Raw genomic sequence first — 23,487 nt, 5'->3', positions numbered from 1 at the left:
AACAACCGCGCGCTGAACGTCGGTATCAAAGCGGGCGAGGGACAGCGAGATCAAACAACCGACCTGTCCGGAAAACACAACCGGCGGTTGTGCGGCGGACGGTGAACCACCCGCCGCTGTACCGTCTCGGCCATGAACGCCGCTGAGGTGCTGGTCTCCGTCCGCAAGTACGACGGCAGCCTGCACTGGCACCACTCCGCGGTCCGGCTGGGCGAGGACGAGCACGGGGCCTGGCTCGGGACGCCGGTCGGCACCGTGTACAGCAGGGGAACCGAGGGCCCTGTCTACGCCACGCGGGAAGCCAGGGTGATGGTCATTCCCCGCGACGCCTGGTGGACGGGGTTGTTCCAGGCGGCTCCCGCACGGCTGGACGCCTACTGCGATGTGACCACCCCGTCCCGGTGGCTGCACCCCGGCGAGGTCACCATGATCGACCTGGACCTCGACGTCTGCCGCACACGTGACGGGGGAACCGTTTTCGTCGACGACGAGGACGAGTTCGCCGACCACCGGGTCCGGTACGGCTACCCGCCCGACGTGATCGCCCGGGCGACAACAACGGCCGAGCAGCTGAGAGCGGCGCTGACCGAGGACGCCGAGCCCTTCGGCTACTGCCGCAGGTCATGGCTCGCCAGGATGTCCGCATACTGACCGGCCGTACTGCGACCGCGACCGCGACCGAGTGCGGCCGCCGACGAGCGTGCCGGCGGTCAAGAACGACCGGATCTTCGTCCTCGGCCGAGCGGAGCCGGTGGCACGTGTCCGCGACGATGCGATCCGGCCGTCCCCGGTCACTCGCCACGCAACCGAGGAATGCCACTCCCCGGCGCAGGTCCCCACGGCGGCCACCTGGCCGCTGCCCGGTCACGGCCGGACAGTAGAGTTCGGCTGCGTCGTCCCCTGAACACCGAGGTACCGTCCGTGACTCTCGCACCACCCGAACAACCCCTCCCACCTGCGGTGACCGTCGTGGGAATCGGCGCCGACGGATGGGCGGGACTGCCCGACGCGGCGCGTACGGAGCTCATCGGCGCACAGGTCCTCATCGGTGGCGAACGGCAACTCGGCCTGCTCCCCGCGTCCTGCCGGGGACAACGGATCCCGTGGCCCTCGCCGTTGCGGCCCGCCGTTCCCGGCCTGCTCGCCACGCACGCCGGCAGCAGGGTCGCCGTCCTGGCCAGCGGCGACCCGATGTTCTACGGCATCGGCCGGGCCCTCACCGAAGTGCTCGGCACCGACGTGCTGCGGATCCTGCCCCACCCGTCCTCCGTGTCCTACGCCTGCGCCCGGATCGGCTGGCCGGTGGAGGACACCGAGGTCGTCACCCTGGTCGGCCGCCCCGCCGCCCGGCTGGCCGCCGCCCTGCACCACGGCCGGCGGGTCCTCGTCCTCAGCCCGGACGCCCGGACCCCCGCCGCCGTGGCCGCGCTCCTGCGCGAACAGGGCTTCGGCCCGAGCCGGCTGCGCGTGCTCGAACAGCTCGGCGGAGCGGACGAAGCATGCCTGGAAGGCACCGCGGACCACTGGCCGCACCCACCGGGCGACCCACTGAACGTCATCGCGGTCGAATGCCGGCGCGCCCCCGAAGCCCTGCGCCTGGGCGCCGTACCCGGTCTGCCCGACGCGGCGTACGAACACGACGGGCAGCTCACCAAACGGCACATCCGGGCCGCGACCCTCGGTGTGCTCGCCCCCGCCCCCGGCGAACTCCTCTGGGACGTCGGCGGAGGCTCGGGATCCATCGCGATCGAATGGATGCGGACCCACCCCTCCTGTCGTGCGATCACCGTGGAACGTGACCCGGAACGCGCACGACGCATCACACACAACGCCGACCGGCTCGGCGTACCGGCCCTGCGCGTGGTCACCGGAGCGGCGCCCGGAAACCTGGCCGGACTTCCCACGCCCGACGCCGTGTTGATCGGCGGCGGGCTGACCGTGCCCGGCCTGCTCGACACCTGCTGGGAGGCGCTGCCGCCCGGCGGACGCCTGGTCGCCAACACGGTCACACTGGAGTCCGAGGCACTGCTCGCCGGGGCACACCGCGAACACGGCGGCGAACTGGTCCGGCTCGCCGTCGCGCACGCCGTGCCGGTCGGCGGCTTCACCGGCTGGCGGCAGGCCATGCCCGTCACCCAGTGGTCCGTACGCAAACCCCTGACCGGTCCCGAAGCGGAACACTCGGCACCCGAGCCCGCGCAACACCCAGGAGACAACAGATGACCGTGTATTTCATCGGAGCCGGCCCCGGGGCGGCCGACCTGATCACCGTGCGCGGCGCCCGCACCCTCGCCTCCTGCGGGGTGTGCCTGTACGCGGGCAGCCTGGTGCCCCGGGAACTCCTCGCCGAGTGCCCCCCGGACGCCCGCCTGGTGGACACCGCGCAACTCGACATCGACCGGATCACCGCCGAACTGCTGGCCGCCCACGAGGCCGGTCATGACGTGGCCCGGCTGCACTCGGGCGACCCCTCGGTGTTCAGCGCGGTCAACGAGCAGATGCACCGGCTCGACGAGGCCGGGGTGCCCTACGAAGTGGTGCCCGGCGTACCCGCGTTCGCGGCCGCCGCGGCGGCGCTCAAGCGGGAACTGACCGTACCGACCGTCGGCCAGACCGTCATCCTCACCCGGATCGCCCACCGCGCGACCGCGATGCCGAAGGGCGAGGACCTGGCCACCCTGGGCCGCAGCGGCGCCCTGATCGTGCTCCACCTCGCCGCCAGGTACGTGGACCGCGTCGTCGAGGAACTGCTGCCGCACTACGGGGCCGACTGCCCGGCCGCCGTCGTGGCGCTGGCCTCACGCCCGGACGAGGTCGTCCTGCGCGGAACCCTCGACGACATCGCGGGGCAGGTGAAGGCGGCGGGCGTGATCCGTACCGCCGTCATCATGGTCGGCCGCACCCTGGGCGCCGAGCAGTTCCACGACAGCCACCTCTACTCGCCCGGCCGCGAACGCCACGTCTGCTGACCGGCCACCGCATCGGCCGGGCGGCCGGTCAGCGCACCGTGCTGCGCCCGACGACCGTGCCCGCCCGGTCGATGCAGATGACATCGACGGCGACCGGCGCACCCCGCAGCACCGAGAGCGCCTCGTCCCGCGCCGCCACGGCCACCAGATCCCCCAGCGGAACACCCCGGGCGAGGCACGACCGGAGTGCCGCCAGCCCCGTGTTCGCGGCCGCCACCTCGGCCGCCAGCGCCTCGTCCGCACCACCGAGCCGCGCCAGCCCTGCCAGGAACGGCTTGTCGACCTGGGACCGGGCGGAGTGCAGATCGAGGTGCCCGGCGGCGAGCTTCGACAGCTTCGCGAAGCCCCCGCAGACCGTCAGCCGGTCCACCGGATGACGACGGACGTACTTGAGCACCGCGCCCGCGAAGTCCCCCATGTCGAGCAGTGCGATCTCCGGCAGTCCGTACTCGGACACCACGGTCCTCTCCGAGGTGGAACCCGTGCACCCGGCCACATGCGTGTGTCCGGCGGCACGGGCCACGTCCACCCCGCGGCGGATCGAGTCGATCCACGCCGAGCAGGAGTACGGCACCACCACACCGGTCGTGCCGAGAATCGACAGACCGCCCAGGATGCCGAGACGCGGGTTCCACGTCGAGCGGGCGATCTCCTCGCCGTCGTCCACCGACACGGTGACCTCCACGTCCCCCGCGCCCCCGTGCTCCGCGGCGACCCGGGCGATGTGGTCGCGGATCATCTGCCGCGGCACCGGATTGATGGCCGGTTCCCCGACATCCAGCGGCAGCCCGGGCAGCGTGACCGTACCCACGCCCGGCCCGGCCCGGAACACCACACCCGAGCCCGGCGGCAGCAGGCGCACGGTCACCCGGACCAGAGCACCGTGCGTCACATCGGGATCGTCGCCCGCGTCCTTGACCACCCCGGCCGTCGCCCGCCCCCCGGCCAGTTCCTCCACCGCGAGCGCGAAAGCGGGCGTCTGCCCCTTGGGTAGGGTGATCGACACCGGGTCGGGGAAGTCGCCCGTCAGCAGGGCCGTGTACGCGGCGGTGGCCCCCGCGGTGGCACAGGCGCCGGTGGTCCAGCCGGGCCGCAGACCGGTGTGTTTCAGCTGGGCGCTGCGCCCGCCCTCAATCTCACCCATGGATGGATCCGATGCATGTACTCGTACTCGGCGGCACGACGGAGGCCCGCCGCCTCGCCGAGTTGCTGGTGGAGGTGTTCCCGGCCGGGGCCAGGCTGACGAGCTCGCTCGCCGGACGGGTGGCCGGTCCGAGGCTTCCGCCCGGCGAGGTCCGCATCGGCGGCTTCGGCGGAGCCGACGGGCTCGCCGCGTGGCTGCGTACCCACCGGGTCGACGCGCTCATCGACGCCACCCATCCTTTCGCCGGAACGATCAGTTTCAACGCGGCCGCGGCCGCCGCCGGGGCCCATGTTCCCCTGCTGGCCTTGCGTCGGCCCGGCTGGGTGCCCGGCGCCGGCGACGACTGGCACCCGGCCGGTTCGCTGGCCGAGGCCGCGGCGGCGCTGCCCGCGCTGGGCCGGCGGGTCTTCCTCACGACCGGACGCATGGGGCTGGCCGCCTTCGCCGCCCTGGACGAACTGTGGTTCCTGATGCGTTCGGTCGACGCCCCCGAGGCGCCGTACCCCGCCCGTATGGAGGTGCTGCTCGACCGGGGCCCGTTCACCCTGGACGGGGAGCGCGAGCTGCTCCGCCGTCACCGCATCGACGTGGTCGTCACGAAGGACAGCGGCGGCGCCGCCACCGCCCCCAAGCTCGCCGCGGCCCGCGAGGCACGGATCCCCGTCGTGGTGGTGCGGCGGCCGCCGGTGCCCCGGGGCATCCCGGTCGTCGACGGTCCGGAGGGGGCCGTCGCCTGGCTGCGCGAACACTTCTTCCACCACGGGTGGGCGACGGCGGATCCGGCTCAGCCCTCCGGATAGCGGCGGGGAGTCCAGACGATCTGCTGTCCCCCACCGCGCTCCACCCAGCGCGTCTGCGAGGACCCGACGAGCAGGATCGTGCGCATGTCGACCTCGGCGGGGTCCAGGTCCGCCAGCCGTACCGTCCGCACGCTCTCGGCGGGCCCGCCCACATCCCGGCCCAGGACCACGGGAGTGTCCGGCGAGCGGTGTTCGAGCAGCAGGTCACGAGCCTTGCCGACCTGCCAGGTCCGGCTGCGCGAGCCGGGGTTGTACAGCGCGAGCACCAGATCCGCCGTCGCGGCCGCGCGCAGCCGCTCCGCGATCACCTCCCACGGCTTGAGCCGGTCGGAGAGCGATATCGTCGCGTAGTCGTGGCCCAGCGGCGCACCGGCCCGGGCCGCGGCCGCGTTGGCCGCCGTCACCCCCGGCAGCACCCGCACCGGCACCTGCGCGTACTCGTCCTGCGACGCCACTTCGAGGACGGCGGTCGCCATCGCGAAGACCCCGGGATCGCCACCCGACACCACGGCCACCCGCCGTCCGCGCCGCGCCAGATCGAGGGCGAACTCGGCCCGCTCCGACTCGACCTTGTTGTCCGAGCCGTGGCGCACCTGCCCCGGCCGGACCGGCACCCGGTCCAGATACGTGGTGTAGCCGACCAGGTCGTCGGCGGCGGCCAGTGCCCCGCGCGTCTCGGGAGTCAGCCACAGCGGACCGGCCGGACCGGTGCCGACCACGGCCACCTCGCCACCCTCCGGGGCGCCTCCGGGCCGCGACGCCCCGATCCTGCTCGGCAGGACCGCGACCGCGAAGTACGGCACCGACTCCGGGTCGACGTCGGCCAGGTCGCCGACCCGCTCGCCGGCCATCGTGGCGCGCTCGACGTAACGCGCCTCGGGCAGCCGACCGGACGCATCGAAGGCGCCGCGCACGGCGGGGAACGTACGTCCCAGCTTCATCACCACGGCGGCGTCGGTGGCCGCGAGACGGGCGGTCAGCTCCTCCTGGGGCAGCGTGCCGGGCAGGATCGTCAGCACCTCCTCGCCCTCGACGAGCGGGGTGCCCAGGCGTGCGGCGGCCGCGCTGACCGAGGTCACACCCGGGATCACCTCGGTCGGATACCGGTCGGCGAGCCGCTTGTGCATGTGCATGTACGAGCCGTAGAAGAGCGGGTCGCCCTCGGCCAGCACGGCGACCGTCCGCCCGGCGTCGAGATGCGCCGCCAGACGGGCCGCCGCCCCGGCGTAGAACTCCTCCATCGCTCCCCGGTAACCGCCCGGGTGATCCGTGGTCTCCGTCGTCACGGGATAGACCAGCGGCTCCTCGACATGATCGGCACGGATGTGCTTCGCCGCGATGGACCGGGCGATGGACCGCCCGTGCCGGGCGCTGTGATAGGCGACGACATCGGCCTCGGCGATGATCTCCACCGCGCGTACGGTCATCAGGGCCGGATCGCCGGGGCCGAGCCCGACCCCGTACAGCCGGCCCGTCTTCTGCTCGCTCACGTCTACTCTTCCTCGCTGGCGATCGCGTTGAGGGCGGCCGCCGCGATGGCGCTGCCGCCGCGACGGCCCCGGACGATCAGATGCTCCAGTCCGGACGGGTGCGCGGCCAGGGCGTCCTTGGACTCGGCGGCCCCGATGAAGCCCACCGGCACGCCGATGACGGCGGCGGGGCGCGGCGCGCCCTCCTCGATCATCTCCAGCAGCCGGAACAGGGCGGTCGGCGCGTTCCCGACGGCCACCACCGCACCGTCCAGCCGGTCGCGCCACAGCTCCAGGGCCGCGGCGCTGCGCGTGGTGCCCAGCTCCTTCGCCAGCCCGGGCACCGACGGGTCGGACAGGGTGCACACCACCTCGTTGTCCGCGGGCAGCCGCTTGCGCGTCACACCGCTGGCGACCATCGCCACATCGCACAGGATGGGCGCGCCGCCCCGCAGCGCGGCACGGGCACGGGCGACCGCGTCCGGGGTGAAAGCGAGATCGCGGACGAGGTCGACCATCCCGCAGGCGTGGATCATGCGGACCGCGACCCGGCTCACATCGGCGGGCAGGCCCGCGAGATCCGCCTCCGCGCGGATCGTGGCGAAGGACTGGCGATAGATCGCCGGTCCGTCCTTCTCGTACTGGTGCACAGTGCTTTCGCTTTCTTCCTCGGGCGTGCAACGGTCGGGTACAGCAAGTACTGCGAGTACAGGGGGGCGGGCGTACGGAGTCAGCCGCGCGTACCGCGGGCCGAGGCCACCGCCTCGGCGAGCCCGCCGGGGCTGTCGGGGACGCTCACCGGTGTGCCCCTCTCCTCGCCCCGTACGACGGAGATCCGGTGTCCGCCGGGGACGGCGACCACATCGACCCACTCGCCGCGGGGATGGCCGCACCGGCGTTCGCACCCGGACCAGTACACCGGCAGCAGACCCGCGGGCCCCACCACGGCCGCCGCCCGGGCCCGCACGTCGGCCAGCGACTTCGCGCAGCCGGGCCGCCCGATGCAGGCACCCACCCCGGTCCAGGGGGAGCCGGCTCCGACGACGAGGCCGGTGGTCCCCAGCCCGTCCAGCAGCCCGGCCGCCCGCCGCCACTCCACCCCCGGTACGACGACCCCGCGCCACGGGGTCAGCCGCAGTTCACCACGTCCCCGGTGCCGGGCCGTGTCCGTCAGCGACCGCCACTGCGCCGGGGTGATCCGGCCCAGGGGGATGCCGGCGGACAGCGCGGCCCGGTCGTGCGGGCCGGTCACCACCCCGGGTGCCGGGCCGTCCGAGCCGCGCGGACAGCCACGGTCCTCGGTGACGGCGGTGCCGGGATCCTTCTCCCGCAACCGCCGTACGACCTCGTCGAGAAGAGGGCCGGCACCGCCGGGCAGGTCCGACACCCGCCAGGCACCCGTGCCGGACGCCCGCTCCAGAAAGATCTCCGCCGCCACGAGGGCGGCCTCCGCCGCCCGCGCACCGGGTATCCGCACCACGGTCCGGGCCGTGCCGATCCTCAGCAGTGCCGCTGCGCCGTCCTGCGCCAGCAGCGTCACATCGCCGCCCAGCGCGTCCACATCGCCCCGGCCGTCGTCGAGCACGAACAAGAACCTGCCCGAAAGCCCGGCCGTCCGCCCGCCCGCGCACAGCAGCGCGTCCAGCGCCCGGAGCCACGGTCCGACGTCCCCCGCTCCCCGGCCGTCGAGCCCCGAGAGCGGCGACGCCACGATGTTGCGTATCCGCTCGTGGCGGGCGGAGGGCAGCAGCCCCGCCCCGCCCAGCCGGTCGGCCAGTTCGCCACCGCAGTCGGGGCTCAGCCCGCGCAACTGCACATTGCCGCGCGAAGTGAGATGCAACTCACCATCGCCCAGTGACTCCGCCGCCGCACCCAGGGCGTCCGCCTGCACCGCCGTCAGCAGACCACCGGGCACCCGGACCCGGGCCAGCGCGCCGTCGTCCGCCCGGTGCAGCCGCAGCGTGCCGGGGCAGGCGTCACCGCGGTCCCGGGCAGACGCGTCTGCGGGCAGCGAAGGCGAAGTGGCAGGTGGGGGCATGGCGGCGAGCATACCGACCATCCGACCGGATCCGTATGCCTCCATCGGTTGACCGGCGCTTACTATGCCTGTGACGGGCCATCCGGCACGTCGTCGCCACAGACGGCGACAGGGGAGGAAGTCCGGTGCGATTCCGGCACGGTCCCGCCACTGTGAGCCCGGCCCCGGCCGGGCGAGTCAGGAACTCCCTTCCCCGCCCCTCGACTCCGTCGAGCAGGGGAGACTCCATTCCGACACCGCCCGGGGCGTGGACACCCCGAGGAAGGCCCGACGCCGCATGATCCTGCTCCTGTCGACGTCCGACACCGACCTGCTCAGTGCCCGCGCCTCGGACGGCCCGGTCTCCTACCGCTACGCCAACCCCTCCCGGCTCCCGCTCCAGGACCTCCCGCAGCTCCTCGACGGCGTCGACCTGGTCGTCGTACGCCTCCTCGGTGGCGTACGCGCCTGGCAGGACGGCCTCGACCAAGTCCTCGCCACCGGACGCCCCGTGGTCGTCCTCACCGGCGAACAGGCCCCCGACGCCCAGCTGATGGCCGCCTCCACGGTCCCCATCGGCATCGCCGCCGAGGCCCACGCCTACCTGGCCCACGGTGGTCCCGCCAACCTGGACCAGCTCGCCCGCTTCCTCTCCGACACCGTCCTGCTCACCGGCCACGGCTTCGCACCGCCCGCCCCGGCACCCTCCTGGGGCCCGCTGGAGCGCACCGCCCGCCGCACCGACGGCCCGGTCGTCGCCGTGCTCTACTACCGCGCCCACCACATGAGCGGCAACACCGCGTTCGTGGACGCCCTGTGCAGTGCCGTCGAGGACGCCGGTGCCCGCGCGCTGCCGCTGTACGTCGCCTCGCTGCGCACCCCCGAGCCCGAGCTGATCGACGCGCTGCGCGCCGCCGACGCGATCGTCACCACCGTCCTCGCCGCGGGCGGCACCCGGCCGGCCGAGGCATCGGCGGGCGGCGACGACGAGTCCTGGGACGCGGGCGTCCTCAGCAACCTCGACGTCCCCATCCTCCAGGCGCTCTGCCTCACCGGATCGCGCACCGACTGGGAGGACAACGACGAGGGCGTCTCCCCGCTCGACGCCGCCAGCCAGATCGCCGTCCCCGAGTTCGACGGCCGTCTGATCACCGTGCCGTTCTCCTTCAAGGAGATCGACGAGGACGGCCTGCCCGCGTACGTCGCCGACACCGAGCGCGCCGCCCGCGTCGCCGGCATCGCGGTGCGCCACGCCCGGCTGCGCCACATCCCGGCCGCCGGGAAGCGGATCGCGCTGGTGCTGTCCGCGTACCCGACCAAGCACTCCCGCATCGGCAACGCCGTCGGCCTCGACACCCCGGCCAGCGCCGTCGCCCTGCTGCGCCGACTCCGCGACCAGGGATACGACTTCGGTACGGAGGAGGTCCCCGGCCTGGTCTCGGGCGACGGCGACGAGCTGATCCGCGCACTGATCGAGGCCGGCGGCCACGACCAGGAGTGGCTCACCGAGGAGCAGTTGGCCCGCAATCCCGTCCGGATCCCCGCCGCCGACTACCGGCGCTGGTACGCGACCCTTCCGGCCGAACTCCGCGAGGCCGTCGAGCAGCACTGGGGCCCCGCCCCGGGCGAGATGTTCGTGGACCGGTCGAGCAACCCGGACGGCGACATCGTGCTCGCCGCCCTGCGCCGGGGCAATCTCCTCATCCTCATCCAGCCGCCGCGCGGCTTCGGCGAGAACCCGATCGCGATCTACCACGACCCCGATCTGCCGCCCTCGCACCACTACCTGGCCGCCTACCGCTGGATCGCCGCTGCCGCCGACGACAACGGCTTCGGCGCCGACGCGATGATCCACCTCGGCAAGCACGGCAACCTGGAGTGGCTGCCCGGCAAGAACGCCGGCCTGTCCGCCGCCTGCGGCCCCGACGCCGCCCTGGGCGACCTCCCGCTGATCTACCCGTTCCTGGTCAACGACCCGGGCGAGGGAACGCAGGCCAAGCGGCGCGTCCACGCCACCCTGGTGGACCACCTCGTACCGCCGATGGCGCGCGCCGACAGCTACGGGGACATCGCCCGCCTCGAACAACTCCTGGACGAGCACGCCCAGATCGCGGCGATGGACCCGGCGAAACTTCCGGCGATCCGCGCACAGATCTGGACCCTCATCCAGGCCGCCAGGCTCGACCACGACCTGGGGCTGGAGGACCGCCCCGAGGACGAGGGCTTCGACGAGTTCATCATGCATCTCGACGGCTGGCTCTGCGAGATCAAGGACGCCCAGATCCGTGACGGCCTGCATGTGCTGGGCGGCGCCCCGGCCGGTGCCGACCGGGTCAACCTCGTCCTCGCGATCCTGCGGGCCCGCCAGATCTGGGGCGGTACCGCCTCCCTGCCGGGCCTGCGCGAGGCGCTCGGGCTCGACGAGTCCGCCGCGACCCGCGTCACCGCCGACGAGGCGGAGGAGCGGGCCCGCACCCTGGTCCAGGCGATGGAGGACGCCGGCTGGTCCCCGGACGCCGTCGCCGAAGTGGCGGCCGGGCACCCGCGGGCGGTCGCCGACATCCTCGACTTCGCCGCCCGCGAGGTCGTACCGCGACTGGCCGCCACGACCGACGAACTCGACCACGCCCTGCACGCGCTGGACGGCGGATTCGTCCCCGCCGGACCCTCCGGCTCCCCGCTGCGCGGCCTGGTCAACGTCCTGCCGACCGGCCGTAACTTCTACTCCGTCGACCCCAAGGCCGTACCCTCGCGCCTGGCCTGGGAGACCGGCCAGGCCCTGGCCGACTCGCTCCTGGAGCGCTACCGCACCGACAACGGCGACTGGCCCACCTCGGTCGGCCTGTCCCTGTGGGGCACCAGCGCGATGCGCACCGCCGGTGACGACGTCGCCGAAGCCTTCGCGCTGCTCGGCGTCCGCCCCGTCTGGGACGACGCCTCGCGCCGCGTCACCGGCCTGGAGGCGATCCCGCCGGCCGAGCTCGGCCGCCCGCGCATCGACGTCACCCTACGCATCAGCGGCTTCTTCCGTGACGCCTTCCCGCACACCATCGGCCTGCTCGACGACGCGGTCCGCCTCGCCGCCTCCCTGGACGAACCGGCCGAGCAGAACCACGTACGCGCCCACACCCAGGCCGACCTGGCCGCCCACGGCGACGAACGCCGCGCCACCACCCGTATCTTCGGCTCCCGCCCCGGTACGTACGGCGCCGGCCTGCTCCAGCTCATCGACTCCCGCGACTGGCGCACCGACGCGGACCTCGCCGAGGTCTACACGGTGTGGGGCGGCTACGCCTACGGACGTGAACTCGACGGCCGCCCGGCCCGCGAGGAGATGGAGACGGCGTACAAGCGGATCGCGGTCGCGGCCAAGAACACCGACACCCGCGAACACGACATCGCCGACTCGGACGACTACTTCCAGTACCACGGCGGCATGGTGGCCACCGTCCGCGCCCTGCGCGGCACCGCCCCCGAGGCGTACATCGGCGACTCCACCCGCCCCGAGACGGTCCGCACCCGCACCCTGGTCGAGGAGACCTCACGGGTCTTCCGCGCCCGGGTGGTGAACCCCAAGTGGATCGAGGCGATGCGGCGGCACGGTTACAAGGGCGCCTTCGAGCTGGCCGCCACCGTGGACTACCTCTTCGGCTACGACGCGACGACGGGCGTGGTCGCCGACTGGATGTACGACAAGCTCACCGAGACGTACGTCCTGGACCCGACCAACCGCGAGTTCCTCCAGCAGGCCAATCCCTGGGCCCTGCACGGCATCGCGGAACGCCTCCTGGAGGCCGAGTCCCGCGGCATGTGGGCCAAGCCCGATCCGGAGATCCTCGACGCCCTGCGTCAGGCGTACCTGGAGACGGAGGGCAACCTGGAGGGCGAGGACTGACCCCGGGGCCCGGCACCGGGCCACCGGACGGCGACAGGTGAGCGAGCCCCGGCCCGGGTACGGGCCGGGGCCCGGTGCGGCAAGCCATTGCCCCAGGTAGACGCACTGTTTCGCGATGGGGCGTCACCCGTACTGCCGCCGGGCATAGTGTCGCCCGTGGCGTGGAAGCGATCTACGCATGACCGAAAGTGGCAGTCCTTACATCTCGTCGGCCCGGGTCACCGTGCTGGGAGTCCAGCCCGGTGACCCGCCGTTCCGCCTGGTGGAGATCGACGGGGAGGTGGTCAGCGCGGCAACGTCGATGGTGGATGTGCTCGCCGCCGCCTCGGCCGCGGGAATCAGGGTCCATGACCTCGACGACCCCGGTGTCGTGCGGTGGGTGGGTGGCGGCAAGTTCCATTGGCGTCCGCACTGAGGCTCGCTCCGCTGTGGCCGTGCGGGGTGGCCGGCGCGAGCCCGTCGCCCACTCCGCCGGCCGTTGCCGGCCGCTCGGTGCGGTGCGTGCCCGGACCCCGGGTCCGCGACCACGGCGCGACCCCGGTACGGCTCCCCGCCGCCCCGACCCGTTCCGGTACACCCTCGCCCGTGCGGCGGCCCTGATCCTCGGCGGCTCGACGACCGGACTTCCCCGCGCGATGTGCCGGCGGCCGCTCCCGACCGACCCGCGGACGTACGTGTGAGACCAGCACGCGCAAGCCCAACACGCGAAGACCCGGCACGCGAAAACTCGACACGGAGACGTCCCGACGCGCGAAGACCCAACGGGCCGAGAATTCGGGGGCCGGCGTCCCGGCCGGACCCCGAACTCTCCTGCTGCGCGCTGACGTTCCACGCACGTTTCGCTGACGTTTCGCTGACGTCGCGGGCCCGGCCCCGCGCTCTCAGGCCAGTGACGCGGCGCGAGCGGGGTCGATCACGTGCTGGAGAGGTTGGTCATGTATAAAGCGTCGGAGTTCGTCGAGCACAAGCTCTCCGAGACGATGACGTTCGGCCCCGAGGGCACCGCCGAGGTGGGGTGTCAGGACGACGTTGGGAAGGGTGAAGAGTGGCGAGTCATGGGCGGGAGGCTCCGGGTGCGTGACATCGAGTACGGCGGTGAGGTCGGGTCTGGCGTGCAGGACCCGGGCCGCGGCGGCCTCGTCGATGAGCGCGCCGCGCGCGGTGTTGATCAGGGTCGCGCCCGGTCCCAGGGAGTTCAGCAGCCGCGCCCCGATCGTGCCGCGGGTCTCGGGCAGGAGGGGCGCGTGGAGACTGACGACATGGCAGGTGGCGAACAGTTCCTCGACGCCGACCAGCCGCACGCCGGCCTGCCGGGCGGCCTCGGGGGACGTGACGGGATCCGTGGCGAGGACCTCGATGTCGAATCGGCCGAGGTGGGCCGCGACGAGACGGCCGATGTGCCCGAGCCCCAGCAGGCCGACGCGTGACCGGTAGGCGCCCGGCACCTGCGGGTTGTGGGGGAAGCGGCGAGTGCTCGCCACCTCCCGGGCGATGCGATGTACCTGCTTGAGCCCGAGGAGGACCTGGGCGAGAGTGAACTCCGCGACCGGGACGGCATTGGCCGCGGCGGCGGAGACGATCGGGACGCCGCGTGCCCAGAACTCGGGTGTGGTCAGGTGACGCACGGAGCCCGCGGCGACGAGGACCGCCCGCAACCGGGGGGCGTACGAGAGGAAGGCGGCATCGAGCACGGGCGCGCCCCAGCCCGTGAGCAGGACATCGACCTCTCGCAGCACACCGGGATCCTCGTCGAGCCGCTGACGTGTGAGCGGTGGACCCTGCAGGTCCACGAGACGTTCGACTTCGGCCAGGACCTCCTGGGGGTAGACGTCCGCCCTGCGTTCTTCCTCCATGACCAACAGGGCTGTCGGTCTGCGGGCCGGCTCGTTCATGGCGTTGCGCTCCTCGGCTCTTTACTGACGGACGGTCAGCGGGTCGACTCCTGAGCCCTGGTCGGGCGTGTGGGGAAAAGTCTGACCCGATGTTGAAGATTGGCGTGGCTTGTTCGTTGCCTTGGTTGATGTGCTTGCAGGCACGATACATCGGATGATTGGGGAGACCTCGGATGAAGATTGGCCACCCGAAGCAGGCTGCCCCGATCGCTGTCATGCCCATGCGTGGCAGGTGCGCGATCGGCCGACCGGCGTTCAGGGCGACGGAACTACCGGCTCATCAGGTGTTTTCGCGAGGTGCTCGGTCGCCGTATCGGGGTGGCGGGCGGTGGGGGAGGGGTGTGGGGGCGGGTCCGGCAAGGCTCTCGCGAGCCAACGCGAAGCTTTTGTATTCATCGGACTATTGACCAAGGATTCGGACCCCGTTAGCGTCCCAGCAAGCGCTTTCCAGGCCAGCTGTGATCGAGCGCTTTCCAGCCCAGTTGTGACCAAGCGCTTCCAGGCCAGCTGTGATGCGGCGAAACAGGAGTTGTCATGCAGAGAACGCGGTGGATCGGTGCGGGTGTTCTCGCGTCCGCACTTGTCCTCACCAGCTGTACATCAGGGCCTGCGGGAGTGGACGCCAAGCAGAACTCGAAGGCACCGCTCGAACTGTGGACCCGGACGACACCGGGCGGCCCGGGAGAGCAGGGGGCCCTCAAGCTCGCTGCCGCCTTCGAGAAGTCCACGGGCTTCAAGGTCAAGGTCACGGCGATCTTCGACGACTTCGAGACCAAGCTCCAGCAGCGGGCCGCGCAGAAGAAGCTGCCCGACATCGTCATGAACGATGTGACGCAGCTCGGCGCCATGCACAGCCAGGGCCTGCTCCGGGAGATCGACCTGGCCAAGCTCAAGAACAGCGAGCAGATCGTCGGCCAGGGGCTGGACTCCGGAAAGAGCGTGGACGGCAAGCAGTTCGGCCTGCCGTACTCGGCGCAGGCGTCCGCGCTGCTCATCCGCAAGGACTGGCGCGAGAAGCTGAAGCTCGAAGTCCCGCGGAGCTGGGACGAGTTCGCGGCGATGGCCGACGCCTTCACCACCAAGGACCCCGACGGCGACGGCAAGAAGAACACGTACGGCCTCGCCGCGCCGCTGTCCACCAAGCGCGGATACGCCTCCTGGTACTTCTCCAACTTCCTCTGGGCCGCGGGCGGTGACTTCATCACCGGGGCCGGGGACGGCAAGTACAAGCCCTCGATGACCACGAAGGAATCGGTTCAGGCCGTGGAGTGGTTCCGCGACCTCGGCTGCAAGAGCAAGGTCATCCAGCCCGGCGCCGTGACCATGGAGACCCCGCCCACCAACGAGACGTTCGAGGCCGGCCGGACCGGCATGTTCGTCGTCGGCCCGTATCTGCTGCCGCGCTTCGACGAGACCCTCGGCAAGGACAAGTACGAGGTCGTCCCGATGCCCAAGGGCCCGAAGGACGCCACCGTGCTCGCCGAGGGCGGATCCATCTACCTGATGGCCGGCTCCGAGAACATGGCCGGCCAGGACGCCTTCGCCGACTTCGCCATCTCCGCCGAGGGCCAGAAGACCGGGATGGCCGGCGAAACCGGCTTCACCGTGCAGCTGCCCGTCAACAAGACGGTGGACATCTCCCAGGTCCGCCCCGACCCCCGGTGGAAGACCTACGCCGACATCTACCGGAGCACCGGCCGGTACGCGCCGTCCATCCCGAACTGGACCCCCGTCCGGCAGACGACCGCGGAGACGGTCAACGCCCTGCTGGCCGACTGCGACCTGGACACCGGCACCAAGCTCAAGGAGCTCGACAAGCAGCTCGCCGACATCCTCAAGGAACAGGGAATCGCCGCGTCATGAGTCTTGACCAGGCGGATCCGGCCGCCCTCCCGGCGGCCGGGCCCGCCACCCGGAAAACGGGCCGCGCGGCCGGCGGGGCCGCCGGCCGCCGCGGGCACGACCGCCGGGCGGGCCGGTGGTGGACGCCCTGGCTGTTCCTGGCACCGGCACTGCTCCTCTTCCTGTACTTCAAGTTCATCCCCATGGTCAGCGCGCTGACCATGTCCTTCCAGGACGTCCAGCCCTATCTCGGCAACAGGTGGGTCGGCACCGAGAACTACGCCACGGTGCTCCAGTCCGACGGTTTCCGCGAGGCCGCCTGGCACACCGTGGTCCTCGCCGCCGGGCAGACGGCCGGTTCGATGGTCCTCGGTCTCGCCCTCGCACTGCTGATGGAGGGACAGGGCCGCCGGCTCGGGTTCGTGCGCTCCGCCGCGTTCCTGCCGGTGGTGGTGCCGATCGCGGTCGTCGCCGAGCTGTGGCGGATCATGTACCACCCCACCTCCGACGGCATGCTCAACTCGATCCTCGGCCTGGTGGGATTCGGCCCCTCGGGATTCATCAACGACCCGGACTCGTCGATGGCCTCCATCATGGTCACCGGCATCTGGCGCGGTGCCCCCTACGACATGATGATCTTCCTCGCCGGCCTCACCAGCGTGGACCGCGGCCTGTACGAGGCCGCGAAGGTCGACGGCGCCTCCCGGCTGCAACGGGTCTGGCACGTGACGGTGCCCGGACTGCGGTCGGTGTTCTCGATCCTGTTCATCCTCGCCGCGATCCGGGGACTGCGTGTCTTCACCGAGGTGTTCCTGCTCACCAACGGTGGGCCCGACGGCTCCACCGAGGTCGTGATGACCCTGATCTACAAGCTCGGTCTTGAGCAGAACCGGCTCGGCGTCGGCGCGGCGGGAGCCGTCCTGCTGTTCATCGCGACGCTGATCCTGACAGTCGTCGTCCACCTGCTGCGACGGAGAGAGAGCAAATGAACGCGCCGACCGAGACCGCGCTGGGTCTGACGGAGAGCCGCAGTCCCGGCGGGCGGATCCTGAAGGCCGTCACCTACCTGCTGGTCCTCATCGTCTTCGCCGGGCCCCTGCTGGCCCTGCTGGTCAGCGCCTTCAGCCACGTCAAGGACCCGACCCAGCTCAGCGTCATCCCCTCGGGCGCCACCCTGGACAACTTCAAGATCGCCTTCGACCAGGGCGTGCTCGCGTACCTGCTGAACTCGTTCTTCGTGGTCGGCTTCGGGCTGCTGCTCCAGGTGGCGGTCTCCGTCCTGGCCGGGTACGCACTGGCCAGGAAGCGCTTCCCCGGGATGACCCTGGTGCTCGTCGCCATCCTCGCGACGCTGATGCTGCCCGAGGAGATCCTGGCCCTCCCGCTGTCCGTAATCCTCTCCGACCTGCCGGTCGTCCACTTCAACCTCATCGGCACCCTGGCCGGAATGATCGTCCCGCTGGGCGCCTGGGGCTTCTCCATCCTCGTGATGACCGAGTTCATGAAGGACGTGCCCCGGGAGCTCGAAGAGGCCGCCCGTATCGACGGCGCCGGTGACCTGCGCATCTTCGCCCAGATCATCCTGCCGATGTGCAAGCCCGCGCTCGGGGTCATCGGGGTCTTCGGCTTCACCATGATCTGGGACCAGTACCTGCTGCCCCTCCTGGTCTCCACGGACTCCTCCTCGTACACCCTCCCGCTGGCGCTGCGTACCCTGCGGATCGACCCCGCCGTCACCCCCGGAGTAGTGATGGCCGCCTCCCTGCTGGCCCTGCTTCCCTCCGTAATCGTCTTCCTGTTCTTCCAGCGCTCCTTCGTGCACGGACTGTCCTCCGGCGCCCTGAAGGGCTGACCCGGCACACCGTCCGCACCCGAAGCTCCCGCACGACCAGCCCAGCCTCCGGAAGCGCACCGGCAAGCCCGGACGCCGACGACAAGGAACGATGCCCCATGACCCCGAGCGCTGAGACCCCGTCGGCGTCCCCCTCCGCACCCGCCGCGAACCCGGCCCCCGCGCCGGCCCCGGAGACCACCTGGTTCACCGACGACCGGTTCGGCATGTTCGTCCACTGGGGCCTGTACTCCCTCGCCGCCCGGCACGAATGGGTCAAGAACCGGGAGAAGCTGACCGACGAGCAGTACCAGGTCTACTTCGACCACTTCGACCCCGATCGCTACGACCCGGTCCAGTGGGCCAGGGCCGCCAGAGCGGCGGGCATGCGGTACGTCGTTCTCACCACCAAGCACCACGACGGCTTCTGCCTCTGGGACAGCGCCCTCACCGAGTACAAGGTCACCAACACCCCGTACGGCCGGGACCTCGTCGGACCGTTCGTCGAGGCGTGCCGGGCCGAGGGGCTCAAGGTCGGGCTCTACTACTCCCTGATCGACTGGCACCACCCCTCCTTCCCCGTGGACGGCACCCATCCGCAGCGCGACGACGAGGAGTTCAAGGCCGCGGCCGCCGACCGCGACATCCGTGAGTACCGGAGCTATCTGCACGGCCAGGTCCGTGAACTGCTGACCTCCTTCGGCCGCATCGACTACCTGTTCTTCGACTTCTCCTACGCGGGCCGCATCTGGTGGGGCGGCAAGGGGCCGGACGACTGGGACTCCCCGAAGCTGCTGGAGACGGTCCGCGAACTCCAGCCGCACATCCTCGTCAACGACCGGACCGGCCTGCCCGGCGACTTCATCACCCCCGAGCAGTACCAGCCCTCCGGTCCCATGACCAAGGACGGCCGGCCCGTGCTGTGGGAGGCGTGCCAGACGCTCAACGGCAGCTGGGGCTACGACCGCGACAACCTGGACCACAAGAGCGCCGACCTGCTGATCCGCATGCTCGTCGACGGAGTGTCCAAGGGAGGCAACCTGCTGCTCAACGTCGGCCCGAACGGACGTGGCGACCTCGAACCGCGCGCCGCCGCCGTCCTGGGTGAGATCGGCCGGTGGATGGACCTGCACGAGCGCTCGGTCCGCGGCTGCGGCCCGGCCCCGTACACCGCCCCGCCCGAGTGCCGGTACACCCGGCGCGGCGACCGGCTCTACGTCCACCTCCTCGCCTGGCCGCTGCGCCATCTGCACCTGCCGGGACTCGCAGGACGGGTGCGCTACGCCCAGTTGCTGAACGACGCCTCCGAGATCATCCAGGTCCACATCGACCCGGACCGGCCCGCGATGAACACGGAGATGGGCGGGCAGCCGGCCGGAACGCTCACCCTGGAGATCCCCGTCCAGCGCCCCGACACTCCGGTGCCCGTCATCGAGCTGTTCCTGGACACCCCGGCCGACGGGGCCGACGACTGACCCGGGGCCCCTCGTCCGGATCGTGCCGGGCCCGCGTGCCCCGCTCCCTGACCGGGCCGGATCGGGCCTGATCCGGCCCGATCCGGACGAAAGGACCTGGGCCCCGCCCCACCGATCCACCACCACACTCACGGAGGCACCATGCAACGCCGCACGTTCCTCATGGCTTCCGCGGCAGGGGCGACACTCGCCGTCGCCGCCACCGGCGGTCTCGTGACCGCGAGCGCCACGACGGCCCCGGCCGCCGTCCGTTCGCTCGAAGAGCTCCAGTCCGCGATCGACCGGGCACGGCCGGGCGCCCGCATCGTCGTGGCCGACGGTACGTACACCGTGCCGTCGGACCGGCCCATCACGATCCGGAACAAGCAGGGCACCGGGCGCGCGCCCATCACCGTCGTCGCCGCCTCCCGCGGCGGCGTCGTCCTCGAAGGCGAACAGGGCTTCGTCCTCGACGCGTCCAGCCACATCACACTCAGTGGCTTCGCCTTCCGCCAGAGCAGCACCCTGGACATCCCCCCGAACTGTTCGCACATCAGGCTGACCCGCAACGACTTCCAGCTCGCCGACATCGAGGGCCTGCACTGGGTGATGGTGCGAGCCGACGACAGCAAGGTCGACCACAACCACTTCCACGGCAAATCCACACTGGGCATCTACCTCGGGATCGAGGGCGCGGGCACCGAGGAGATGGCCCAGCGCGTCCATGTGTTCCGCAACTACTTCTCCGACCACACCTTCGCCGGGTCCAACGGCGGCGAGCCGATCCGGCTCGGCGTCAGCCCCCGGGCACTGTCCAGCGCCCACGCGGTCGTGGAGTACAACCTGTTCGAGCGCGCCAACGGCGACCCGGAGGCCATCTCCGTGAAGAGCTCGGACAACATCATCCGGCACAACACGATCCGCAACAGCTTCGGCGGAATCGTCCTGCGGCACGGCAACCGCAACCGGGTGGAGGGCAACTACCTCGTCGCGGGCACGGAAGGCGTCCGGATCTACGGCAACGACCATGTGATCGTCAACAACCACCTGGCCGGTCTGTCCGGGCGGGCCATGGTCATCGGCAGTGGCTCGGAGCGCGACCACCTGCCCGGCGAGTCGCCCGACGATCGCCGAGGCAACGACGCGCCCGACCGGGTCCTCATCGCCTACAACACCCTGGTGAACAACAAGGGCACTCTCTCCGGCGAGAGCCAGCGCCCCCACGAGCCGCGTGACGTGACCGTCGCGGACAATCTGCTCGTCGGGGACACGGGCGAGCTGGTCGCGATGGCCGGCACCGTCCGCTTCACCTGGTCCGGAAACATCCTGTGGGGCGCCGGGACCGACGGCAACATCCCCGCCGGCGGTTACACCCGCGTCGACCCGAAGCTGGTGACCGGCGCCGACGGCATCGCCCGGCCGGCCGCCGACAGCCCGGTGGTCGACGCGGGCACGCTCCGGCGGCCGCCGGTCAGCCACGACATCGACGGAGAGCGGCGCGGCCGGCACGCCGACGTGGGCGCGGACGAGTACTCGCACCGGCCGCCCCGGCGCGGGCCACTGACCACGGCAGACGTCGGCCCCGACGCCCGCTGACCACGTCCGCCCGAGCGGGACAGCCGGCCCGGTCCGCGCCGGCTGTCCCCGCCGCCGGCACGTCCAGCCGCGGGGGCTGCACGGACCGGGCCCGTCATGATCTCGTCGCCACAGGAGGCACCATGCAACGACGCACGTTCCTCAGGGGTACCGCGGTGGCAGCACTCGCCGCCGTGCCGCTCAGCACCTCGATGTCGATCGACGCTTCGGCGGCCGACAAGCCGGTCGGTTCCCTGGCCGAACTCCAGAGCGCGATCAACGCCGCCGTCCCCGGCGACCGGATCATCGTGGCCGACGGCACGTACACCGTTCCGTCCGGGGGCGCGATCAACGTGTCCGGCAAGAACGGCACCAGCGCCGCGCAGATCACCATCGTCTCCAAGACCCGCGGCGGCGCGGTGCTGCGCGGCGAACGCAGCTTCGTCCTCTCCAATTCGAGCAACATCACCATCAGCGGTTTCGCCTTCCGCCAGAGCACCACGCTGGAGCTCCCGGCGAACTGCTCGTCGATCCGCATGACCCGCAACGACTTCCAGTTCGCGGACACCGGCGACCCGTACTGGCTCCTGGTGCGGTCCGACGACTCGAAGGTCGACCGGAACCACTTCCACGACAAGACCACTGCCGGAATCTTCCTGGTCGTCGACGGCCCCGGCTCGACCGGCATGGCCCAGAACCTCCAGATCCTGCGGAACCACTTCTCCGACCACAGCTTCGCCGGGGCCAACGGCGGCGAGTCGATCCGGCTCGGCGTCAGCGGGCGCGCACTGTCCAGCGCCCACGCGGTGGTGGAGTACAACCTGTTCGAGCACGCGGACGGAGACCCCGAGGCGATCTCGGTGAAGTCTTCCGACAACGTCATCCGGTACAACACCATCCGTGACAGCCGCGGCGGGATCGTGCTGCGCCACGGCAACCGCTCCAGGGTGGAGGGCAACTACCTGATCGGCGGCAGCGAGGGCGTACGCCTCTACGGCAACGACCACCTGATCGTCAACAACTACCTCAGCGGACTGTCCGCCCGGGCCCTGGTGGTCGGCAGCGGAACCACCCGCGACCACAACTCGGGGGAGACCGAGGAGGAGCGGCGCGGCAACGACGCCTGCGACCGCGCGGTGATCGTGCACAACACCCTGCTCGGCAACTCCGGTTCGCTCTCGGGCGAGACCCGGACGTACGAGCCCAAGGACGTGGTCGTCGCGGACAACCTGATCGTCGGCGACAACGGCAGCCTCGTGTCGATGGGTGCGACCACCGGCTTCACCTGGAAGAGCAACATGTTGTGGGGGGCGGCCGCCAACGGCAACATCCCTTCCGGCGGTTACACCCGCGTCGACCCGAAGCTGGTGACCGGCACCGACGGCGTCGCCCGGCTCTCGGCGGGGAGTCCGGCGATCGGCGCGGCCACGTTCACCGGCACGACCGTGGCCGACGACATCGACGGTGACGCGCGAGGCAGCGCGCGGGACATCGGCGCCGACGAGTACGCGACCGCGCCCGCGCTCCGTCACCCCCTCACGGCCGCGGACGTCGGCCCGAACGCGTCGTGAGGCGACACCGGTGGTGAGGTGACGCGCCGCCGGTGAGAGGGTCCGGGGAGCCCGCCGGCCGAAGGCCGCCGGGCTCCCCGGGCAGGGCGGGACGCCGCCCGGCAGGAAGGAGTCGCCGCGAGGCGGCCGAAGGAGAGGAACGCCGTGACAGGCAGGGAAAGCCGGGACCTTACCCCGGGCACCACCGTGACCACCCCGGGGCTGTGCTCGGTCACCTTCCGGCAGCTGCCGGCGGCCGAGGTGGCACGCCGGACCGCGGACGCGGGCCTGGAGGCGATCGAATGGGGAGCGGACGTACACGCCCCTGCGACGGACCCCGACGCGCTCCGCGAGGCCCGCGAGGCCTGCGACAGGTACGGGCTGACCTGCTGCTCGTACGGTTCCTACTTCCGCGCCACGCAGGACGAGCGGGCCGGGTTCCCCTGGATCGCCCGCGCCGCGGTCCTGCTGGGGGCGCCCCGGATACGGGTCTGGGCGGGTGGAACCGGATCGGCGGCCGCCACACCGCAGGAACGCGGGGAAACGGTGGCAGGCCTGCGGGAGGCGGCCCGGATCGCCGCGGACCACGGGCTGGAACTCGCGCTGGAGTTCCACTCGAAGACCCTCACCGACACCGTCGCCTCGACGCTCCGGCTGCTGGACGAGGTCGGCGCGGACAATCTCCGCACCTATTGGCAGCCACCGCTGGACGCTTCCGACGAGGAGGCGCTGACGGGGCTCTCCCAGCTCGTCGACCGGGTCAGCGCGGTGCATGTCTTTTCGTGGTGGCCGGGCAACCGTCGACTGCCGCTGGCCGATCGCGACGAACTGTGGGCCGGGGCATTCGAGTTGCTGAACGCACGGCACGTCCCGATGGAGGCGCTGCTGGAGTTCGTGCCCGGCGACGACCCCGCCGTACTGGCGCGCGAGGCCGCGACACTGCGGCGGGTGGCGGCCCACCGCGAAGAACCGCTGTCCCGGGGCGCGCTTCGGCCGGACACCCCGGCGTACGGGGCACACTCGACCAGCAGCTTCTGACCCAGCACCGA

General features: G+C 71.7%; 18 protein-coding genes and 1 riboswitch. Of the genes, 13 read left to right on the top strand and 5 right to left on the bottom strand.

Annotation, left to right across the window (positions count from 1 at the left end):
- Nucleotides 1-132: 132 nt before the first annotated feature.
- The 3 genes from ACGF8B_RS10675 to cobM all read left to right on the top strand — a co-directional run bounded on the left by ACGF8B_RS10675 (nt 133) and on the right by cobM (nt 2,969).
- Complete coding sequence (locus tag ACGF8B_RS10675; protein WP_392736756.1) at nt 133-651, top strand: DUF402 domain-containing protein; 519 nt, start codon at nt 133-135, stop codon at nt 649-651.
- Between the two features lie 309 nt (nt 652-960).
- Nucleotides 961-2,223 carry a precorrin-6y C5,15-methyltransferase (decarboxylating) subunit CbiE gene (cbiE, locus tag ACGF8B_RS10670; RefSeq protein WP_392737412.1) on the top strand — a complete coding sequence of 421 codons (1,263 nt, stop codon included), beginning with the start codon at nt 961-963 and terminating at the stop codon, nt 2,221-2,223.
- Complete coding sequence (cobM, locus tag ACGF8B_RS10665) at nt 2,220-2,969, top strand: precorrin-4 C(11)-methyltransferase (RefSeq protein ID WP_392736754.1); 750 nt, start codon at nt 2,220-2,222, stop codon at nt 2,967-2,969. Before cbiE ends, cobM begins: the two co-directional genes overlap by 4 nt.
- A 28-nt stretch (nt 2,970-2,997) precedes the next feature.
- Here the strand turns inward: cobM and ACGF8B_RS10660 are convergent, their stop codons facing one another.
- Nucleotides 2,998-4,113 carry a cobalt-precorrin-5B (C(1))-methyltransferase gene (locus tag ACGF8B_RS10660; RefSeq protein WP_392736752.1) on the bottom strand — a complete coding sequence of 372 codons (1,116 nt, stop codon included), beginning with the start codon at nt 4,111-4,113 and terminating at the stop codon, nt 2,998-3,000.
- A gap of 11 nt (nt 4,114-4,124) precedes the next feature.
- Here ACGF8B_RS10660 and ACGF8B_RS10655 point away from each other — a divergent pair, with 11 nt between their 5' ends.
- Complete coding sequence (locus ACGF8B_RS10655) at nt 4,125-4,913, top strand: cobalt-precorrin-6A reductase (RefSeq protein ID WP_392736750.1); 789 nt, start codon at nt 4,125-4,127, stop codon at nt 4,911-4,913.
- On the opposite strand, the gene ACGF8B_RS10650 is transcribed toward ACGF8B_RS10655, so the two are convergent.
- The 3 genes from ACGF8B_RS10650 to ACGF8B_RS10640 form a co-directional block, all read right to left on the bottom strand.
- Entirely contained in the window at nt 4,898-6,403 is a 1,506-nt protein-coding gene (locus tag ACGF8B_RS10650) for a precorrin-2 C(20)-methyltransferase (protein ID WP_392736748.1), read from the bottom strand. The genes ACGF8B_RS10655 and ACGF8B_RS10650 overlap by 16 nt on opposite strands.
- A gap of 2 nt (nt 6,404-6,405) precedes the next feature.
- The gene (locus ACGF8B_RS10645; RefSeq protein WP_342281741.1) at nt 6,406-7,032 is read right to left on the bottom strand and encodes a precorrin-8X methylmutase; all 627 of its coding nucleotides are present in this window, start codon (nt 7,030-7,032) and stop codon (nt 6,406-6,408) included.
- Nucleotides 7,033-7,112: 80 nt separating this feature from the next.
- Nucleotides 7,113-8,432: a precorrin-3B synthase gene (locus tag ACGF8B_RS10640; protein ID WP_392737410.1), complete on the bottom strand. Its 1,320-nt coding sequence runs from the start codon at nt 8,430-8,432 to the stop codon at nt 7,113-7,115.
- 102 nt (nt 8,433-8,534) lie between these two features.
- Nucleotides 8,535-8,607: riboswitch (cobalamin riboswitch) on the top strand.
- A gap of 90 nt (nt 8,608-8,697) precedes the next feature.
- Between ACGF8B_RS10640 and cobN the strand changes: the two genes are divergently transcribed.
- Both cobN and ACGF8B_RS10630 read left to right on the top strand, forming a co-directional pair.
- Complete coding sequence (cobN, locus tag ACGF8B_RS10635; RefSeq protein ID WP_392736745.1) at nt 8,698-12,294, top strand: cobaltochelatase subunit CobN; 3,597 nt, start codon at nt 8,698-8,700, stop codon at nt 12,292-12,294.
- Between the two features lie 178 nt (nt 12,295-12,472).
- Nucleotides 12,473-12,709: a hypothetical protein gene (locus ACGF8B_RS10630; protein ID WP_392736743.1), complete on the top strand. Its 237-nt coding sequence runs from the start codon at nt 12,473-12,475 to the stop codon at nt 12,707-12,709.
- Between the two features lie 466 nt (nt 12,710-13,175).
- Here ACGF8B_RS10630 and ACGF8B_RS10625 read toward each other — a convergent pair whose 3' ends face one another.
- A complete protein-coding gene (locus tag ACGF8B_RS10625; protein WP_392736741.1) occupies nt 13,176-14,186 on the bottom strand; it encodes a hydroxyacid dehydrogenase in 1,011 nt (336 codons plus the stop codon).
- A gap of 534 nt (nt 14,187-14,720) precedes the next feature.
- On the opposite strand from ACGF8B_RS10625, the gene ACGF8B_RS10620 reads away from it, so the two are divergent.
- From ACGF8B_RS10620 to ACGF8B_RS10590, 7 genes are all read left to right on the top strand, one after another.
- On the top strand, nt 14,721-16,049 hold the full coding sequence (locus tag ACGF8B_RS10620; RefSeq protein WP_392736739.1) for an extracellular solute-binding protein: 1,329 nt from the start codon (nt 14,721-14,723) through the stop codon (nt 16,047-16,049).
- Complete coding sequence (locus tag ACGF8B_RS10615; protein WP_392736737.1) at nt 16,046-17,017, top strand: carbohydrate ABC transporter permease; 972 nt, start codon at nt 16,046-16,048, stop codon at nt 17,015-17,017. The genes ACGF8B_RS10620 and ACGF8B_RS10615 overlap by 4 nt, the downstream gene beginning before the upstream one ends.
- Entirely contained in the window at nt 17,014-17,880 is an 867-nt protein-coding gene (locus ACGF8B_RS10610; protein ID WP_360546597.1) for a carbohydrate ABC transporter permease, read from the top strand. Before ACGF8B_RS10615 ends, ACGF8B_RS10610 begins: the two co-directional genes overlap by 4 nt.
- 98 nt (nt 17,881-17,978) lie before the next feature.
- Complete coding sequence (locus tag ACGF8B_RS10605; protein ID WP_392736734.1) at nt 17,979-19,334, top strand: alpha-L-fucosidase; 1,356 nt, start codon at nt 17,979-17,981, stop codon at nt 19,332-19,334.
- Between the two features lie 141 nt (nt 19,335-19,475).
- On the top strand, nt 19,476-20,909 hold the full coding sequence (locus ACGF8B_RS10600) for a polysaccharide lyase 6 family protein (protein WP_392736732.1): 1,434 nt from the start codon (nt 19,476-19,478) through the stop codon (nt 20,907-20,909).
- A gap of 122 nt (nt 20,910-21,031) precedes the next feature.
- The gene (locus tag ACGF8B_RS10595) at nt 21,032-22,459 is read left to right on the top strand and encodes a chondroitinase-B domain-containing protein (protein WP_392736730.1); all 1,428 of its coding nucleotides are present in this window, start codon (nt 21,032-21,034) and stop codon (nt 22,457-22,459) included.
- Between the two features lie 144 nt (nt 22,460-22,603).
- Complete coding sequence (locus ACGF8B_RS10590) at nt 22,604-23,476, top strand: sugar phosphate isomerase/epimerase family protein (RefSeq protein WP_392736728.1); 873 nt, start codon at nt 22,604-22,606, stop codon at nt 23,474-23,476.
- Nucleotides 23,477-23,487 lie beyond the last annotated feature (11 nt).

It is taken from the genome of Streptomyces sp. NPDC047917 (genome assembly GCF_043204345.1).
GTDB lineage: Bacteria > Actinomycetota > Actinomycetes > Streptomycetales > Streptomycetaceae > Streptomyces > Streptomyces sanglieri.
The sequence above is the reverse complement of the archived record's forward strand: the minus strand, read 5'-3'. Positions and strand labels throughout refer to the sequence as shown.

Excerpts from the sequence above, each read along its gene's own strand:
- ACGF8B_RS10675 (WP_392736756.1), top strand. The coding sequence starts at position 133 with ATGAACGCCGCTGAGGTGCTGGTCTCCGTCCGCAAGTACGACGGCAGC.
- cobM (WP_392736754.1), top strand. The coding sequence starts at position 2,220 with ATGACCGTGTATTTCATCGGAGCCGGCCCCGGGGCGGCCGACCTGATC.
- ACGF8B_RS10660 (WP_392736752.1), bottom strand. The coding sequence starts at position 4,113 with ATGGGTGAGATTGAGGGCGGGCGCAGCGCCCAGCTGAAACACACCGGT.
- ACGF8B_RS10655 (WP_392736750.1), top strand. The coding sequence starts at position 4,125 with ATGCATGTACTCGTACTCGGCGGCACGACGGAGGCCCGCCGCCTCGCC.
- ACGF8B_RS10640 (WP_392737410.1), bottom strand. The coding sequence starts at position 8,432 with ATGCTCGCCGCCATGCCCCCACCTGCCACTTCGCCTTCGCTGCCCGCA.
- cobN (WP_392736745.1), top strand. The coding sequence starts at position 8,698 with ATGATCCTGCTCCTGTCGACGTCCGACACCGACCTGCTCAGTGCCCGC.
- ACGF8B_RS10630 (WP_392736743.1), top strand. The coding sequence starts at position 12,473 with ATGACCGAAAGTGGCAGTCCTTACATCTCGTCGGCCCGGGTCACCGTG.
- ACGF8B_RS10625 (WP_392736741.1), bottom strand. The coding sequence starts at position 14,186 with ATGAACGAGCCGGCCCGCAGACCGACAGCCCTGTTGGTCATGGAGGAA.
- ACGF8B_RS10620 (WP_392736739.1), top strand. The coding sequence starts at position 14,721 with ATGCAGAGAACGCGGTGGATCGGTGCGGGTGTTCTCGCGTCCGCACTT.
- ACGF8B_RS10615 (WP_392736737.1), top strand. The coding sequence starts at position 16,046 with ATGAGTCTTGACCAGGCGGATCCGGCCGCCCTCCCGGCGGCCGGGCCC.
- ACGF8B_RS10610 (WP_360546597.1), top strand. The coding sequence starts at position 17,014 with ATGAACGCGCCGACCGAGACCGCGCTGGGTCTGACGGAGAGCCGCAGT.
- ACGF8B_RS10605 (WP_392736734.1), top strand. The coding sequence starts at position 17,979 with ATGACCCCGAGCGCTGAGACCCCGTCGGCGTCCCCCTCCGCACCCGCC.
- ACGF8B_RS10600 (WP_392736732.1), top strand. The coding sequence starts at position 19,476 with ATGCAACGCCGCACGTTCCTCATGGCTTCCGCGGCAGGGGCGACACTC.
- ACGF8B_RS10595 (WP_392736730.1), top strand. The coding sequence starts at position 21,032 with ATGCAACGACGCACGTTCCTCAGGGGTACCGCGGTGGCAGCACTCGCC.